The organism is Methylocystis rosea (assembly GCF_003855495.1).
GTDB lineage: Bacteria > Pseudomonadota > Alphaproteobacteria > Rhizobiales > Beijerinckiaceae > Methylocystis > Methylocystis rosea_A.
Genome location: NZ_CP034088.1, coordinates 137,640 through 150,977, shown reverse-complemented (window position 1 = coordinate 150,977; position 13,338 = coordinate 137,640). Strand labels below are relative to the sequence as shown.

General features: G+C 58.0%; 12 protein-coding genes and 1 pseudogene. 11 read left to right on the top strand and 2 right to left on the bottom strand.

Translation table 11 applies throughout. The features are described from left to right. Positions 1 to 125: 125 nt before the first annotated feature. The gene (locus EHO51_RS20060; protein ID WP_109026902.1) at positions 126 to 779 is read right to left on the bottom strand and encodes a TetR/AcrR family transcriptional regulator; all 654 of its coding nucleotides are present in this window, start codon (positions 777 to 779) and stop codon (positions 126 to 128) included. Between the two features lie 494 nt (positions 780 to 1,273). Here EHO51_RS20060 and EHO51_RS20055 point away from each other — a divergent pair, with 494 nt between their 5' ends. The 3 genes from EHO51_RS20055 to EHO51_RS20670 all read left to right on the top strand — a co-directional run bounded on the left by EHO51_RS20055 (position 1,274) and on the right by EHO51_RS20670 (position 3,215). Further along, on the top strand, positions 1,274 to 1,843 hold the full coding sequence (locus EHO51_RS20055; protein ID WP_109026901.1) for a hypothetical protein: 570 nt from the start codon (positions 1,274 to 1,276) through the stop codon (positions 1,841 to 1,843). Positions 1,844 to 2,710: 867 nt separating this feature from the next. Continuing rightward, the gene (locus EHO51_RS21345) at positions 2,711 to 2,962 is read left to right on the top strand and encodes a transposase (RefSeq protein WP_246695852.1); all 252 of its coding nucleotides are present in this window, start codon (positions 2,711 to 2,713) and stop codon (positions 2,960 to 2,962) included. Between the two features lie 88 nt (positions 2,963 to 3,050). Next, positions 3,051 to 3,215 (top strand): hypothetical protein, encoded by a 165-nt coding sequence (locus tag EHO51_RS20670; RefSeq protein WP_154454016.1) that lies wholly within the window; start codon positions 3,051 to 3,053, stop codon positions 3,213 to 3,215. Between the two features lie 16 nt (positions 3,216 to 3,231). On the opposite strand, the gene EHO51_RS20045 is transcribed toward EHO51_RS20670, so the two are convergent. Further along, positions 3,232 to 3,780 (bottom strand): hypothetical protein, encoded by a 549-nt coding sequence (locus tag EHO51_RS20045; protein ID WP_124740573.1) that lies wholly within the window; start codon positions 3,778 to 3,780, stop codon positions 3,232 to 3,234. Positions 3,781 to 4,529: 749 nt separating this feature from the next. Between EHO51_RS20045 and EHO51_RS20040 the strand changes: the two genes are divergently transcribed. The 8 genes and pseudogenes from EHO51_RS20040 to EHO51_RS20005 all read left to right on the top strand — a co-directional run bounded on the left by EHO51_RS20040 (position 4,530) and on the right by EHO51_RS20005 (position 13,328). Beyond that, on the top strand, positions 4,530 to 5,507 hold the full coding sequence (locus EHO51_RS20040) for a YncE family protein (protein ID WP_158273654.1): 978 nt from the start codon (positions 4,530 to 4,532) through the stop codon (positions 5,505 to 5,507). 287 nt (positions 5,508 to 5,794) lie between these two features. Then, positions 5,795 to 6,496 (top strand): RNA polymerase sigma factor, encoded by a 702-nt coding sequence (locus EHO51_RS20035; protein WP_245435097.1) that lies wholly within the window; start codon positions 5,795 to 5,797, stop codon positions 6,494 to 6,496. Positions 6,497 to 6,517: 21 nt separating this feature from the next. Next, positions 6,518 to 6,763 carry a hypothetical protein gene (locus EHO51_RS20030; RefSeq protein WP_109026897.1) on the top strand — a complete coding sequence of 82 codons (246 nt, stop codon included), beginning with the start codon at positions 6,518 to 6,520 and terminating at the stop codon, positions 6,761 to 6,763. Positions 6,764 to 6,839: 76 nt separating this feature from the next. After that, on the top strand, positions 6,840 to 7,853 hold the full coding sequence (locus tag EHO51_RS20025; protein WP_210327161.1) for a multicopper oxidase domain-containing protein: 1,014 nt from the start codon (positions 6,840 to 6,842) through the stop codon (positions 7,851 to 7,853). A gap of 28 nt (positions 7,854 to 7,881) precedes the next feature. Further along, positions 7,882 to 9,723: a hypothetical protein gene (locus EHO51_RS20020; RefSeq protein ID WP_245435095.1), complete on the top strand. Its 1,842-nt coding sequence runs from the start codon at positions 7,882 to 7,884 to the stop codon at positions 9,721 to 9,723. A 191-nt stretch (positions 9,724 to 9,914) separates the two neighbouring features. Next, a complete protein-coding gene (folE, locus tag EHO51_RS20015; protein ID WP_109026895.1) occupies positions 9,915 to 10,520 on the top strand; it encodes a GTP cyclohydrolase I FolE in 606 nt (201 codons plus the stop codon). A 243-nt stretch (positions 10,521 to 10,763) separates the two neighbouring features. Continuing rightward, the gene (locus EHO51_RS21515; RefSeq protein WP_124740572.1) at positions 10,764 to 10,997 is read left to right on the top strand and encodes a universal stress protein; all 234 of its coding nucleotides are present in this window, start codon (positions 10,764 to 10,766) and stop codon (positions 10,995 to 10,997) included. 24 nt (positions 10,998 to 11,021) lie between these two features. Further along, positions 11,022 to 13,328, top strand: a pseudogene (locus EHO51_RS20005) (nitric-oxide reductase large subunit). Positions 13,329 to 13,338: the final 10 nt, after the last annotated feature.

The following is a 13,338-nucleotide window of genomic DNA, read 5'->3' as shown; positions in this document are numbered from 1 at the left end:
GATCGAGCCCGATTGGCCTGATCGGTAGTGTTTTCGCCATGTCGCGTCGGAGCCTCCCGACATGCCGAGCTAGAACGCCAGCGCGGCTCCCAAGTTCGTTCCCGCTTGCCATGAACTTGCGCGCATCATCGCCTGATCTTTCCTCTTGGAGTTCTTGCATTCAGCGTCTCAGCATCGGAGGCGCCTGACTTCACGCCACGGAGGTAGATGCCGAGAACTCCATGAGCATGGGTGCGAACGCCTTTGATGTCGCCCGACAGCAATGATTGCATCACCAGACCCTGGATCATCCCGATGAACAGGATCGCCGCCGCATGCGTGTCCAGATCATTGGCTGCTTCTCCAGCCGCCTTGGCCTCCTCAAGCTTTTTTGCAAGCCGCTCGGCATAGCGCTTGATGAGCATCCGTGCGATTTTCGTGGCGGGTGCGGCTTCGGCGCGCTGCAATTCACCGAACATCATTCGAGGCACGCCAGGATATTCGATCACGAACTCGATATGACTCATGAACATCGCTCGCAATCCGTCCATCGGCGAGCATGCGCCTTCTGCCGCATGATCAATGCGATCCAGCAAACGATTGGTCACCCACTCCATCACCGCCTCCCAGATCGCATCCTTCGTGGGGAAGTGACGAAACAAGGCGCCCTGCGTCACGTTCATGTGCTTAGCGATCGCTGCTGTCGTGATCTCGCTGGGGTTCTGCGCGCCGGAAAGTACGACAACTGCTTCGACGGTGAGTGATCGGCGCTCCTCGGCCGGAAGATACTTGGACTGCATGCTGCGGCTTGGCTCGGATAATAGTAAGCAATTACTATTATTGGTTAGCCGACTGCGTTGTCAAGGGACAGGCCTTCCTCTCCCGTGGCGTCGCGCTTAAGTAGAGTTGGATACGTTAGGAGCGCGGCGAGCGGGAGCTGATTACTCACTTTTCCGCTGAGCGGAACAAGCGGAGAACCGTGGCATTGATCCTCTCCATAGAGCGTTGGCTGGAAAAAAGGGGACGCCATGGCTGAGCTGCCCAGACGGCGATCAGGTTTTCTGGTTCAGCGAGATCTTAATCGAGCGATCGGAGACGTGGGATATAGGGCCCCATTAGCGTAACCGCCCCCATAACCAAGCTCTATCTTGATCTTTGTGGCTACCTTTTCATATCGCAACGCTTTACAGAGTTGCGAGATTAGGGTCGCCGACATTTCGCCGGGACCAAAGCGCTACGGCCGATGCCGCCAACTTGCCAGTTGCGCGAAGAAAGCCTTCCCTCCGGAGCTAGAATGCGCAACTTTTTTCGAACACTTGCGCCCGAGCAATTCGATGCGAGCGTCGCAATCCGCGCCGACGGAAGCTATTTTTATTCGTACGACGGCATTCTTATTTTCGTGCCCGCTCTTATTCAGGCCTGCCGAGCGGGTTTCCTGGAAGCACGCCTGGAGGCCCGACTTAAACATGCCGCTGCGCAATTGCGCGACGAAGGCTTTCGATATGCCCAATATCTTGCCCGAGGACGTTACGCAGTATTCTTGGAGCGATCGGTCGCTAGAGGCCAATCGTCCTGTTTCCCATCACGCGAGATGAAGGTGTTTTGCATTCAGCCGCAAGCCGACGGCGCTATCGTGATTGGCGGCTCTCGACCAGACGCTAACGCCCCATGTCAACTTTCCGGAACAGATGCAGAAATCGACGGACGGCTCACCGTCAGGTTAGAAAAAGGCGTCAATGTCGTCAAACATAATGCGCAGACCAAGCGGTCGAATTTGAACCATTTCCTCGTCTACCAATGGCGCATTAAATCACCAGACGCCGACCCGTTCATGGTCGTCCAGCTTCCAGAATTAGGTCGATAAGTCTGATAGCGCCTTGGTAACGCTCATCTTCGACTCGCCGGGCTGCCACGACTTCAGAAAATCGATCCAGCCCCGGCTCAACCAGGACGCTGCCGTTAGTTGCGTGCCATTTAAGCATCGGGTTTCGTTCTGGCGCGAGCGTATCGTCCTTTTACACCGATGCCCCTCATACAAGACGAGTAGAGGATCTCTCGAGCAGCGGCCATAACGCGGACGTATGCCGCCAATCACAGTTCGAGCACGGCATCATGAAGGCAATAAGCCCTTGCAGAAAGGTACAAATCTGATGACGCGCTCAGTCGCGTCGAACCAAAGCAGAGTAGCATCTAAGGCGGAGAGGATCGAGCTACCGAATTCGTTGACAGTGGACTGATGGCTATTTCGACGATGGCCTCCGCCCCGAGGCTGTTACAACTTTGGGCATGGCGCTCCGCGAACCAATGTCCAACGCCCCGTTTAACCTTGCTAAGAAAATCGAGACCGCGGTCGTCCGCCAAGTGACCGAGATCACATATCAAGTCCGCAATAGCATGCGCCTCGACAGTGCCGCACTCCTGTTGAAAAACGGCGACTGCATTAGCGCCGGCGGCTATGTGATTGGCCTTATTCATCGTTTCTCCAACCTGACAATTAGCTGGACCCTTGGAGCAGGATATCAAGTCGGGAACTTGCACAATCACAGAGCGATAGGAGCTGATCAGCGGTCAGTGCTGTTACGGCCCCACCTTCAAACGAACGATGAAAGCGGCGAGTCTGATCTCCTGATTTGGAGATAAGGCTTATGTCTAGACTTGATCTTTCGCTTGAGCCGAACGGCTCCGGGTTACGGCGCATCGAGGTGATCACTGGAGCTGGTGGTCGGCGCCGGTGGTCCGAAGGGGAGAAGGCGCTGGCAGTCGAAGGGAGTCGCTGGCTCCTGACGCGGTCGTCTCGCAGGTCGCGCGTCGACATGGCGCTACGCCACAGCAACTGTTCACCTGGCGAAGGGAGGCGCGCCGGAGGGCAGAGGCGGCGGGTTGCAATATTCTTCATCATTCCCCTCCGTTCATTTCTGATGCGGCAACTCAACTATGCCGAAAAAGGGGGGAGCCATTCCATAATCTTACGCTAAAGCGCTGATGGAGGTTCGCTGGTATCTCGGGATGGAGTTGCGCAGATAAGCCGGACCGCTGCGCGAAGGCCCTATTGCGCACCAAAGGAGCCGGCGATGAAGAAGCATGAAATCGTCTTGGCGCAGGCCCATGCGACGCTGTTCGATCTGCCCAACCGCCCCGTCCCCGACGGCGATCTTCGGCGCCATAATTTAATGGTCCCAGCGCGGAAAGCCGCGTGGGTCGTCGGATGCAAAGAAATCTCAATTGGCAACTATTAGCGAAACGCAGAATGCCTCACATGGCGCCTTGCGGAACGTCTCGGTGATCCAGACGAGTCATCGAATACCGTATGATACTGGTTGTGACAGGCAACAGTAGCGCTCCTCCAAGTATGGCTACGATCATGATCGCTATCCACGTCGTCCTGTAGTTTGCGAGCGCTTCTTCGGGCATCAACCCTTGGAAGGGCGGCATCGCTCCAATGTCAATGATGAGGCCTAGAAAGGCAAAAAACAAAGATAGCACGATCATTTGCGCAGGGGGATTCTTCGCCCAGGCATATAAATCGGCTCCAGAAGTGCGGTTGCTTTCATTTTTTGTTTCTGCAGCGCTATTTTGTGCATCATCTCCGACAAGCTCTCCGCACCGAAACACGCCGACTTGCATTCCGCCATTTTCAACACTTTTCGCGCCAGTTCCGTTCACTTGATTTGCGGAAGGCGGAACCCCGGGGCGGCTAAGGAACACGTCGTCGGATCGCCAAGGTAGTTCAATGGCGTTTGCCGCCGGCGGAGGCGTGAGTAGGAAAGTGGCGAGCGCAAGTAGGTAGAAAACGTGGTTCATGCCATTGGGTCCTGCTACTTGGAGTTATTCGCCGACTCGGAGATCGCCCATCGTGCCGAATGCATGACGCCTCTTAGATGTGATGAAAAGACGAAATCTTACTTAGAGTCGGACTCAAATTCACATCTCGATTATCCAGGGCGATGCGTCGATGGATGCCTCCGATCTCTGGAGAGCCTTAGCGGCGATTGAGCCAAGCGAGCGTTCGTTCGACCAACGCCGTGCGCGAGGATGAATTCCAAGGTATCGATTTCGGAGGACCGCAAGCCTCGCTCGCGCTATTGCGGAAGCGAGCGGTGTGGTGCCCCCTTAGCATCGACAGTCACGCGGGAAAGGCAATCCGTTCTCAGCCGCGACGTTCACTCACACGCGCCAATCACGTCACCCTTTTATAGCGGGCGTTGCTTGCTATTACCGCACCGAGCGGCTTGCGTGTCGCAGCTTTCGTTGACAACGAAGGAAATTGGTGGATCATCGCGCCTGCGAGGGTGGCGATCCCTATTCCAGGCGGTATGCCCAAGCATCGCGGACGGCTCTTCAAAGCCGAGGATTCCGGATGCCGTCTTTATATCGACGTCTGTCTATGGACTTGACCGCTCGGCTCTACATTTGGCGGCGTGCCCCGGAGCGTCTGTTGTCGCGCCAGCAAAGCTGCGCGCGCAGCACGCGGCGGCTTTCTCATTGCGCCTCGCCTTGAACGCAGGCCGGCGGGCGCTTCGAATCCATCCAAAATCAAAAGGAGAAAGCACTTGGTTTCCGCGATCATTCGCATTGTTCTCTTAACGAGCGCCCTGGCGCTTGCAATAGGCGCGCCGCAGCTGCGCGCCGAACCTGCGACGCCCATCAAGGGGACCGCCTATGTGACCTCGTGGTTCGGCGGCGTCGTTTCCGTTATAGATCTCGCATCAGGCGCACTGAAGAAGAAAATCCCAGTCGGCATCCACAATCATAACGTCACGCTGCGTCCCGATCAGAAACAAGCTTGGGTCACGAACAACAACGCGGGGACCTTATCCATCATCGATACGCAAGCAAACAGCGTGATCAAAGCGCTGCCAACAGGAAAGGGTCCGCGACACATCTTTTTCAGCGCCGATGGCAAGGAAGCATACGTTACGAACGAGTTCGACGACCGGGTCGAAATTTTTGACGCGCAGGCGGGTGCATCGCTTGGCGTCGTCAAGGTCGGCGCGATGCCGCATTTCGCGCTCGCTTCAGGCGACAGGCTTTTCGTCTCCAATTTCGGCGGCGGCGACGTGACGGTGCTCTCACGCGCAAAACGCCAGGCGCTCGCGACGATCGCTGTCGGAACAGGGCCGCTGGGCCAAGGCGCGACCAAGGACGGCAAGCGCGTTTATGTCGCCTGTCACAACGCCAATCTCGTCGCCGTGATCGACGCCGAAAGCCTTCGGCGGATCGCGGATATCGAGACCGATGCGGGACCGGTGCAAGTCACGGTCGCGCCAAATCAGACCTTCGCTTATGTCGCTAATGACGGGGCGGGCACGGTGCAGAAAATCGACCTTGCCGTGAACAAAGTCATCAAAACGATCTCCATAGCGCCGGACGCGGGTAGTCACGGCGTCGGCTTCGCCGGCGACGGTCGCTGGCTCCTCATCACCAATACGGGAGCCAACAGCCTCTCGATCTTCGACACGCAGACGGATGAGATTGTGAAGACAATCTTCGTTCCGACAGCGCCTGAAGGCGTTGCGGTCCGGCGTTGAATAGCATCTTTTTTGCGAAACGGGGGAGACGCTCGCAATTCAATGGCGCCAGACTGCCCGAATCAGTCTTGTTCTCTTTAGCTATAACGGCGCTTCGAAATTCCAAGGACTATCGTCCATGCCGCGGGCGCCGTTTAGCAGCTTTCCCTGCCCGCAGCGGATCAGAGACTTAGTTGCGCCGCAAAAAATCCCAGCCGTTCATGAGGATGGCATTTCCCTAAAGTGTTGCTACATTTGGCTGCGGTACGCGTTTGTCACGCACCCGCGTTAATTTCTCCTGAGCCGTGATGGAAATTATGCAACGATCCAATGCAGAGTGGCTGACGGCGCTTCAGGAGAGCGGTCGAGACCAACAGTTGGCGCTTGCGGACCTTCGAGCACGACTGCTTGCGGCAATTCGGGCCTATTTGGCGAAAGGCTACGCCACGCAAGAATCAACGCGTTCAGATGAAGCGCAGCACCTTGCTGAAGACTGCGCACAAGAGGCCATTCTCATTATACAATCAAAACTTGGAGACTTTCGCGGCGAAAGCCGCTTTATGACTTGGGCTTATTCAATCGCAATCAGAGTCGTGCTCGGAGAGCTGCGCCGCCGTCGCTGGCGAGAAGCTACGATCGAGCGCGCTCAGCTTGGACAGACTTTGCCGGCTTGGCCGATTCAAGAACCGGGGCCGGAGCGCAGTCTACAGCAGCGCGAAGCGTGGACTCTACTTGCGCGACTTATCGGCGCCAAGCTTACTCCCTTGCAACGGACCGCACTTGTCGCTCACGCTTTTCAGGGGATGCCCTTGGACGAGGTCGCCGAATGGTTGGGTTCTAATCGGAATAATCTTTACAAACTCATCCACGATGCGCGTAAACGGCTCAAGCAGGCTTTGCTCGAAGAAGGCGTGACGCACAAAGATCTTATTGCCGTGTTTGACGAGCCAAAATCGGGAACCCATCTCCATTCGGAGGGTAAGACTTCCTCCGTTCAACGCATCTTATAGTCAGTCGTGCCGGAACCCGACATGAAACACAAAGACTTTACCCGCCTCATTGACACCGTCTTCGCCGCTAAGAGCGGAGAGGAGATGCTGTGCACGGAATATTTTGATGAACTTCCACGTTACGTCGACATTGAGGCATCCGGTCAGGACGCCGGAGCCTTATTGCCCGAGGTTAAACACCATATGCATCAGTGCCCCGAGTGCGAAGAGGTTTATCTCGCCCTTCTGAGACTCGTGAACGCAGAAAAAACTTTTCCTTCGAGGTAAGACCTCAGCGTTCCGTCGCATCTAAGTCGTATCGGATCGAACTGGTTGGCGCGCGCGATCGGATCGATCGCCGGCATTGTCCCCGGTTCTCCGCTCGAAGGAGTGTGATGCGATGCTAAGAACCTGGGCGCAGTTGGGGATTTCACGTTCGTTCGCGTTTTTGCTCATGTGGCCAGCCGCGCTTCTCGCCGCTAGCGCAGCCTCTGCCGCCGACCAACATTTGATCACGCTCAAAGCAAGCGCAATGCCGTCGGGTCAGCTGGCCTATGAGATGGTCAGTCACAAGGTCAAATCTTCCACGGGAAAAGAAAGCGACCTTACGGATCGGTATGCGAGCGGTCCTACCATCCCTGGTCCCACGCTCGTCATGAAAGAGGGGGACGTCGCCGAGGTGACTCTTCAACATGGCATCGCCGACTCGGCGTTGCCGGTCAGCATCCATGTCCACGGCGTGCACTTCAAGATCGACAGCGATGGCACCATGAAGGTTTTGAATGGCGTCGCCGACGAAGCTGCGTTCCCAGACAAACCTTACACATACAAATGGACGGCCGCGCCTGGAACGGCAGGCACGTGGGCCTATCACGATCATGCATTCGGCAATCCGATGCTCGGAGCCGAGGACAAGGGGCTGTTCGGTACGCTCATCATCAATCCGGCGAGCGGGAAGGTTCCTGCGCTCATCGACGGCAAGATCGTCGACGTTGATCTTGCCGATGTGAAACGCGAATTCATCATCTGGATGCATGAAACGACCTTTTGGGGTCAGGAGCTCAATCATATCATCGAGGGCGGCAAGGAGATTCCGTTATGGACTAATCCGACCGTCGGCGCGCGCCTGGGCGAAAAGGTTCGCTTCCACGTCATGGGGATTGGCACCGCGTTCCATACTTTCCATCTCCATGCGCATCGCTGGATCGAGCCCGGAGCAACCGCCGGCGTTGACACCGTCAACATCGGTCCAATCAGCCGCACCTCGTTCATCGTGAAGGCCGGCGAGGGTGTTGGCCCCGGCGACTGGCACTACCACTGTCACGTTATCCAACACATGCAGTCTGGAATGATGGGTGATTTCCGCGTCATCGAATGATCAATGGCGGAACGGGGGAGTTAAAGGCATGAACCACGCAACAATCATGAACCGCGTATCCTTTCTGACGTTGGCCGTGGCGACGACCTCGCTTGCTGCGCCGCTGGCGGCGCAGGCGAAAGACGCCGTGAAATCTGACGACGTCATCATCAGCCGCCCCGGGGTCCTACCGTCGGCCGTGCTGGAGATGACCGACGAGCCCGGCAAATGGTTCAAGGATCCCAAGAGCGGCGGCTCGCTCGTTGTGGTGAAGCCTGGCGAGGCGGTGCTCATCAAGATGACGGACACCAATACGGATCACACCATCACCAGTCTTGCCTGGCAGCCTGGCGCGGACAAATTCCCGGTCGATCAGGAGAAGCCGTCGAACGCCAGCGTTACGCAGACCTTCGACAAACCGGGGCTCTATGTCTTCACTTGCAAGGTCCATCCCTACATGTTCGGCGCCGTTGTCGTCGACGATCCGAAGACGGAAGGGCTGGACATCGGCGGCGAATTGCAGCTCGTGACCGGCGCCAAAGTTCCGACGACAAGCGACATCGCCAAGAAGCTGCTCCGCACCTTCTTCGTCGCCACGACGCCGGCGCTATGGCGCGACTATCGGCAGCCGAAGTGGGAGGTGAAGCTTCCCGATCTCGGACTCAATCTCGGCGGCGCGCAGATCAATCTGAGCGCGCTCAGCCTTTCGGCGCCGAACACGCTGCTGACGCCCAAGACGCCCGGCGTCGGCGAGGTCTGGGTCAACACGCAGTTTGAAGGGGTGAGCGGCAAGACGAAGTTCGGAACGGCGACGCAAATCGACGCGGCGGATTGGACGCTCAAGAAAAAAGTCAAGGGCGTCGAGCAGAATATGAACAACCCTCACAATATGTGGCCCGATCCGACATATAAATACATTTATCAGACGGAATGGTTCGACAAACGGCTGACCACCTTCGACCGCGAGAGCGGAAAGGTTCTTAACACGCAGGTCGTTGGACAAAATCCGTCTCATGTGATGACGAGCCCGGTAAACGGCATGCTCTATGTCGCCATCAATGGCGAGGACCGCGTGGCGAAACTGTCGCCTGGCGAATTCCCTTCGGCGATGGGCAACATTAATGTCGGCCCGCATTCCGGCCCCCACGGCCATCACATCACCGACGACGGCAAATATATGATGACGCCGAACGCGCTGGCGGGAAGCGTTACCGTCGTCGATCTCGCGACCGAGAAAGCGACGGAAATTCCGACCGGCGGCGTTATTCCGATCGCGATCTGGAGCGACATGAACCATAAGGGCTATGCCGCCAATCTGCTCGGCACGCCCCCCGCCATGCTCTCCTCATTGACGGTCATCGACATTGACAACAAGAAGAAGGTCAAAGACATCGACCTCGCTGCCGATTACGACCCGATCAGCGGCGCGCACAAGGGCGAGGCTTATGGCCTGCTTCCGATCCAGACCCCGGTCAGCCCGGACGGCAAATACGTCGTCACGGCGAACACATTGAGCGCCACAGTCACGATTGTCGACGTGAAGACCGACAAGGTGGTGAAAAGCCTGCCCTGCGAAGCAGGCTGCCACGGCGTCAACTTCGGACATAAGAAGGGGGGCGGCTATTACGCCTATGTGGCGAGCAAATTCGCCAATGACTTGATCGTTATCGACATGGATAAGCTCGAAGTCGTAGGCCGCATTCTGCTCGCGGATTCGAAGGACGGTCAGATCACCGCGCATAACGGCATGGGCGGACAGGGCGTGCTGCCCTTGCCGATCGTCGAGCGTGGCATGCTGGCGCCCACGCTAAAACTCGCGGGAACGGGCAAGTTGAGCGCCGAAGTCGAGGGATGGCTCAAGCTTTTGAACAAGGAGCAACGCGGCAACTGAGCCACTGCAAGTCAGCTCCGATGGATAGCCCCAAGCAGGGCTTCCATCGGGGTGATCAGTTGTTACCGCAACAGACGCAGCACCCGCCGAATAATGTTAGGAGATGCGCGAATGATCGAGCGTCAAGCCAACAAACTGAATATCTAGTTTCGGCCCATGCAGATCGATTTCGTGACGGCCCGAGTCGTTTAATGGGTTTGGACAACAACTTTAGCGGAGTCCGAAGGTCGAAGCGTACCCAGGCTGAAGCTGAAGCGGCTGTGCGGGTTCTTATCGAATGGGCAGGCGACGATCCGAACCGCGAAGGTTTGATCGATACGCCTGAGCGGGTGGCGCGTTCTTATCGCGAATTGTTCGCTGGCTACGCCGCCGATCCTCGCGAATATCTCAAGCGCACGTTCGAAGAAGTGGGCGGTTATGACGAGCTGGTCGTATTGAAGAACATCCGCGTCGTTACTTTTTGCGAACATCACATGCTGCCGGTGATCGGACGCGCGCATGTCGGTTACCTGCCGACAAACAGGGTCGTGGGAATCTCCAAACTGGCGCGGGTCGTGCACGGATTCGCGCGTCGATTACAGATTCAGGAGAAGCTAACCGCTGAGATCGCCGAAGCCATCCAGGAAATTCTCGAGCCGCAAGGAGTAGGAGTGGTCGTCGAGGCCGAACACAGTTGCATGACCTTGCGTGGCGTGAACACGCTCGGATCCACATTGACCACTAGCCGGTTACTCGGCGTAATCCGCGACGACGCCCGCTCACGAGAGGAATTCCTCGGCATGGTGCGCCGAGCCTAGAATTTGGACCAGCGGCTGACGAAAGAAGCATTGGGAGCGGAACGCCATGGAAGATGGCATTCTCTAAGTTCTCCCGCTTGTAATTTTGCCTCGACCTGAGGGACCGGCTCTAGATGGAGACCGTTGCACGAGCGTTGTCGCCGATAATAGCTCGAGCCTTGAATCTGGAAGACGGGGGGTTTCCAAATCTGGAGATCCGCAACGGTGAGTCTCGTTGGAACGATAGTTGCCTGTGCGGTAGAAATGCGCGCTGACCTGATCGTTATGCAGACCGATGGTCGCGATAGCGCTTTGGACTCGATCATCGGGAGCACAACCGAGCGCGTCATACACGAAGCGCCTTGTCCTGTATTGGCGATTCCGCGAAGCTCCCTAGGACGTGAACCGAGAGCGTCTGTTTGGAAGGTAGCGGCGACTCTTGAACTCGCACTGGGCGCTTTCCTTTACGATGCGCCGCGCCGGCCGTTTCGCTGTTGAGTTCTAGGAGGGCGTCGTGGAAAGCTGGAAAGCGCGCGTAAACTCTGGATCTCGCTCGTCGCCCTGTTGGCGCTTTCCTTCGCCGTGCTTTTGCTCATTGGCCGCGAAATCAGCGTCAAGGCGCCGCCATTGCCGGAGCGCGTCGTTACGGAAAGAGGCCGAACGGTCTATACAATCGACGACATCCAGCGCGGCCGGCAGGTATGGCAGTCGATCGGCGGTATGCAACTCGGCTCCGTCTGGGGCCATGGCGGCTACGTCGCGCCGGACTGGACCGCCGACTGGCAGCACCGGGAACTCGTCGCCATCCTGGACGCCTGGGCGCGCCGCGAGTTCGCGGCCGGCCGCTACGCTGATCTCAGCGAGGAGCAGCAGAGTTCTCTGCGGGGACGGCTGCGCCCGATGATGAGGCGAAACACGTTCGATCCGAAAACTGGGACAATCACTGTGTCTGAGGAGCGGGCTCAGGCGATCGTCCTCGTCTCTAGCCACTATGAGAGCCTATTCGGCGACGATCCGCGCAGCGCGGAGCTTCGCGAGAACTACGCAATGAAGAACGGCACTGTCGCCGACGCCGAGCATCGACGGGCGCTATGCGCCTTCTTCTGGTGGACCGCGTGGGCCGCGACCACGGAGCGGCCGGGAAGCCACGTCACCTACACCAACAACTGGCCGAGCTAGCCGTTGATCGACAACCGCCCGCCTGCAACCACCTTCATCTGGTCTGCGTTCAGCGTGGTTTTTCTGCTTGCCGGCATCGGGCTTCTCGGCTGGCACCGCGCCGTCAGTCATGCGCGCGGCGGCGAGACGTGCGACGTGCCCGCGCGTGATCCGATGCGCAACGTGAGGGTCACGCCGTCCATGCGCGCGACCGCCAAGTATTTTTGGGTGCTTCTTGCCCTGTTTCTCGTCCAGATCCTGTTTGGCGCCATAAGCGCCCATTACCAGGTCGAGGGGCAGCTGTTTTACGGCTACCCGATGGCGGAGATCCTTCCCTATTCGATCACCCGCACCTGGCACACGCAATTGGCCGTGCTGTGGATCGCCACGGCCTGGCTGGGCACTGGGCTCTACATGGCGCCGGCGATTTCCGGCTACGAGCCGAAGTTCCAGGCGCTCGGGGTGAATGTGCTCTGGATCTGCTTGCTGATCATTGTCGTCGGCGCCTTCGCGGGCCAATGGCTCGCGGTCATGCAACGGCTGGGATTGGAACACAATTTCTGGTTCGGGCATCAGGGCTGGGAGTATGCCGATATCGGGCGTTTCTGGCAGTGGTTCCTCTTTATCGGACTGCTGCTGTGGCTCATCCTCGTCGGCCGCGCCTTGTGGCCGGCGCTGCTGGTAAAAAATGAGTCACACTCCATCGTCGCTCTTTTCTTCCTCTCGACCGTTGCGATCGGCCTGTTCTACGGCGCGGGGCTGATGTGGAACGAGCATACGCATCTGTCGATGGTCGAGTATTGGCGGTGGTGGCTGGTGCACTTGTGGGTCGAAGGGTTTTTCGAGGTGTTCGCCACCGCCGTCGTCGCCTTCCTGTTCACCCGCCTCGGCCTGGTCGCAGTCAAGCCGGCAACTTCGGCGGTGCTGTTCGCGACGATTGTCTTTATGGCCGGCGGCGTGATCGGCACACTGCATCATCTCTATTTCGCCGGCACTCCGACGTCGGTGCTGGCGCTTGGCGCCAGTTTCTCCGCGCTGGAAGTCGTGCCGCTCGCCTACATCGGCTTCGAGGCCTATGAGCATTGGCGGTTTTGCGGCGCCACGCCATGGATGCAGCGCTATAAATGGCCCGTGCTGTTCTTCATCGCTGTCTCCTTCTGGAATCTCGTGGGAGCCGGTCTGTTCGGTTTCCTGATCAACCCGCCGCTCTCGCTCTATTACATGCAGGGGCTCAACCTGACACCGCTGCACGGCCACACGGCGCTGTTCGGCGTCTATGGGATGCTCGGCATCGGCCTCGTGTTGTTCTGCCTGCGCGGAATGATGCCCGAACTCGTCTGGAACGAGAAGATCCTCAGCATCAGCTTCTGGTGCTTCAACGTGGGGCTGGCGATGATGGCGTTGTTCACGCTCCTGCCGCTCGGCACGCTGCAACTCCTTGCCGCGATCAATGAAGGTTATTGGTACGCCCGCTCTGAGCAGTTCATGCAGCAGCCGATCGTCGATCTTTTGGTATGGATGCGCGTGCCGGGCGACACGGTCTTCTCGATAGGCGCATTGGCCTTCGCCTGGTTCGTTGTCAGCCTGTGGCTCCGGCCGCGCCGCCAGCCTCATGAAGTGGAGCAGGAGGACAGGGAACTGGAGGCGGGACCGGCGAAGCGTGCGGCGTGATCCGCCACTT

Excerpts from the sequence above, each read along its gene's own strand:
- folE (WP_109026895.1), top strand. The coding sequence starts at position 9,915 with ATGGGTTTGGACAACAACTTTAGCGGAGTCCGAAGGTCGAAGCGTACC.
- EHO51_RS20030 (WP_109026897.1), top strand. The coding sequence starts at position 6,518 with ATGAAACACAAAGACTTTACCCGCCTCATTGACACCGTCTTCGCCGCT.
- EHO51_RS20035 (WP_245435097.1), top strand. The coding sequence starts at position 5,795 with ATGGAAATTATGCAACGATCCAATGCAGAGTGGCTGACGGCGCTTCAG.
- EHO51_RS20055 (WP_109026901.1), top strand. The coding sequence starts at position 1,274 with ATGCGCAACTTTTTTCGAACACTTGCGCCCGAGCAATTCGATGCGAGC.
- EHO51_RS20670 (WP_154454016.1), top strand. The coding sequence starts at position 3,051 with ATGAAGAAGCATGAAATCGTCTTGGCGCAGGCCCATGCGACGCTGTTC.
- EHO51_RS21515 (WP_124740572.1), top strand. The coding sequence starts at position 10,764 with ATGCGCGCTGACCTGATCGTTATGCAGACCGATGGTCGCGATAGCGCT.
- EHO51_RS20020 (WP_245435095.1), top strand. The coding sequence starts at position 7,882 with ATGAACCACGCAACAATCATGAACCGCGTATCCTTTCTGACGTTGGCC.
- EHO51_RS20060 (WP_109026902.1), bottom strand. The coding sequence starts at position 779 with ATGCAGTCCAAGTATCTTCCGGCCGAGGAGCGCCGATCACTCACCGTC.
- EHO51_RS20045 (WP_124740573.1), bottom strand. The coding sequence starts at position 3,780 with ATGAACCACGTTTTCTACCTACTTGCGCTCGCCACTTTCCTACTCACG.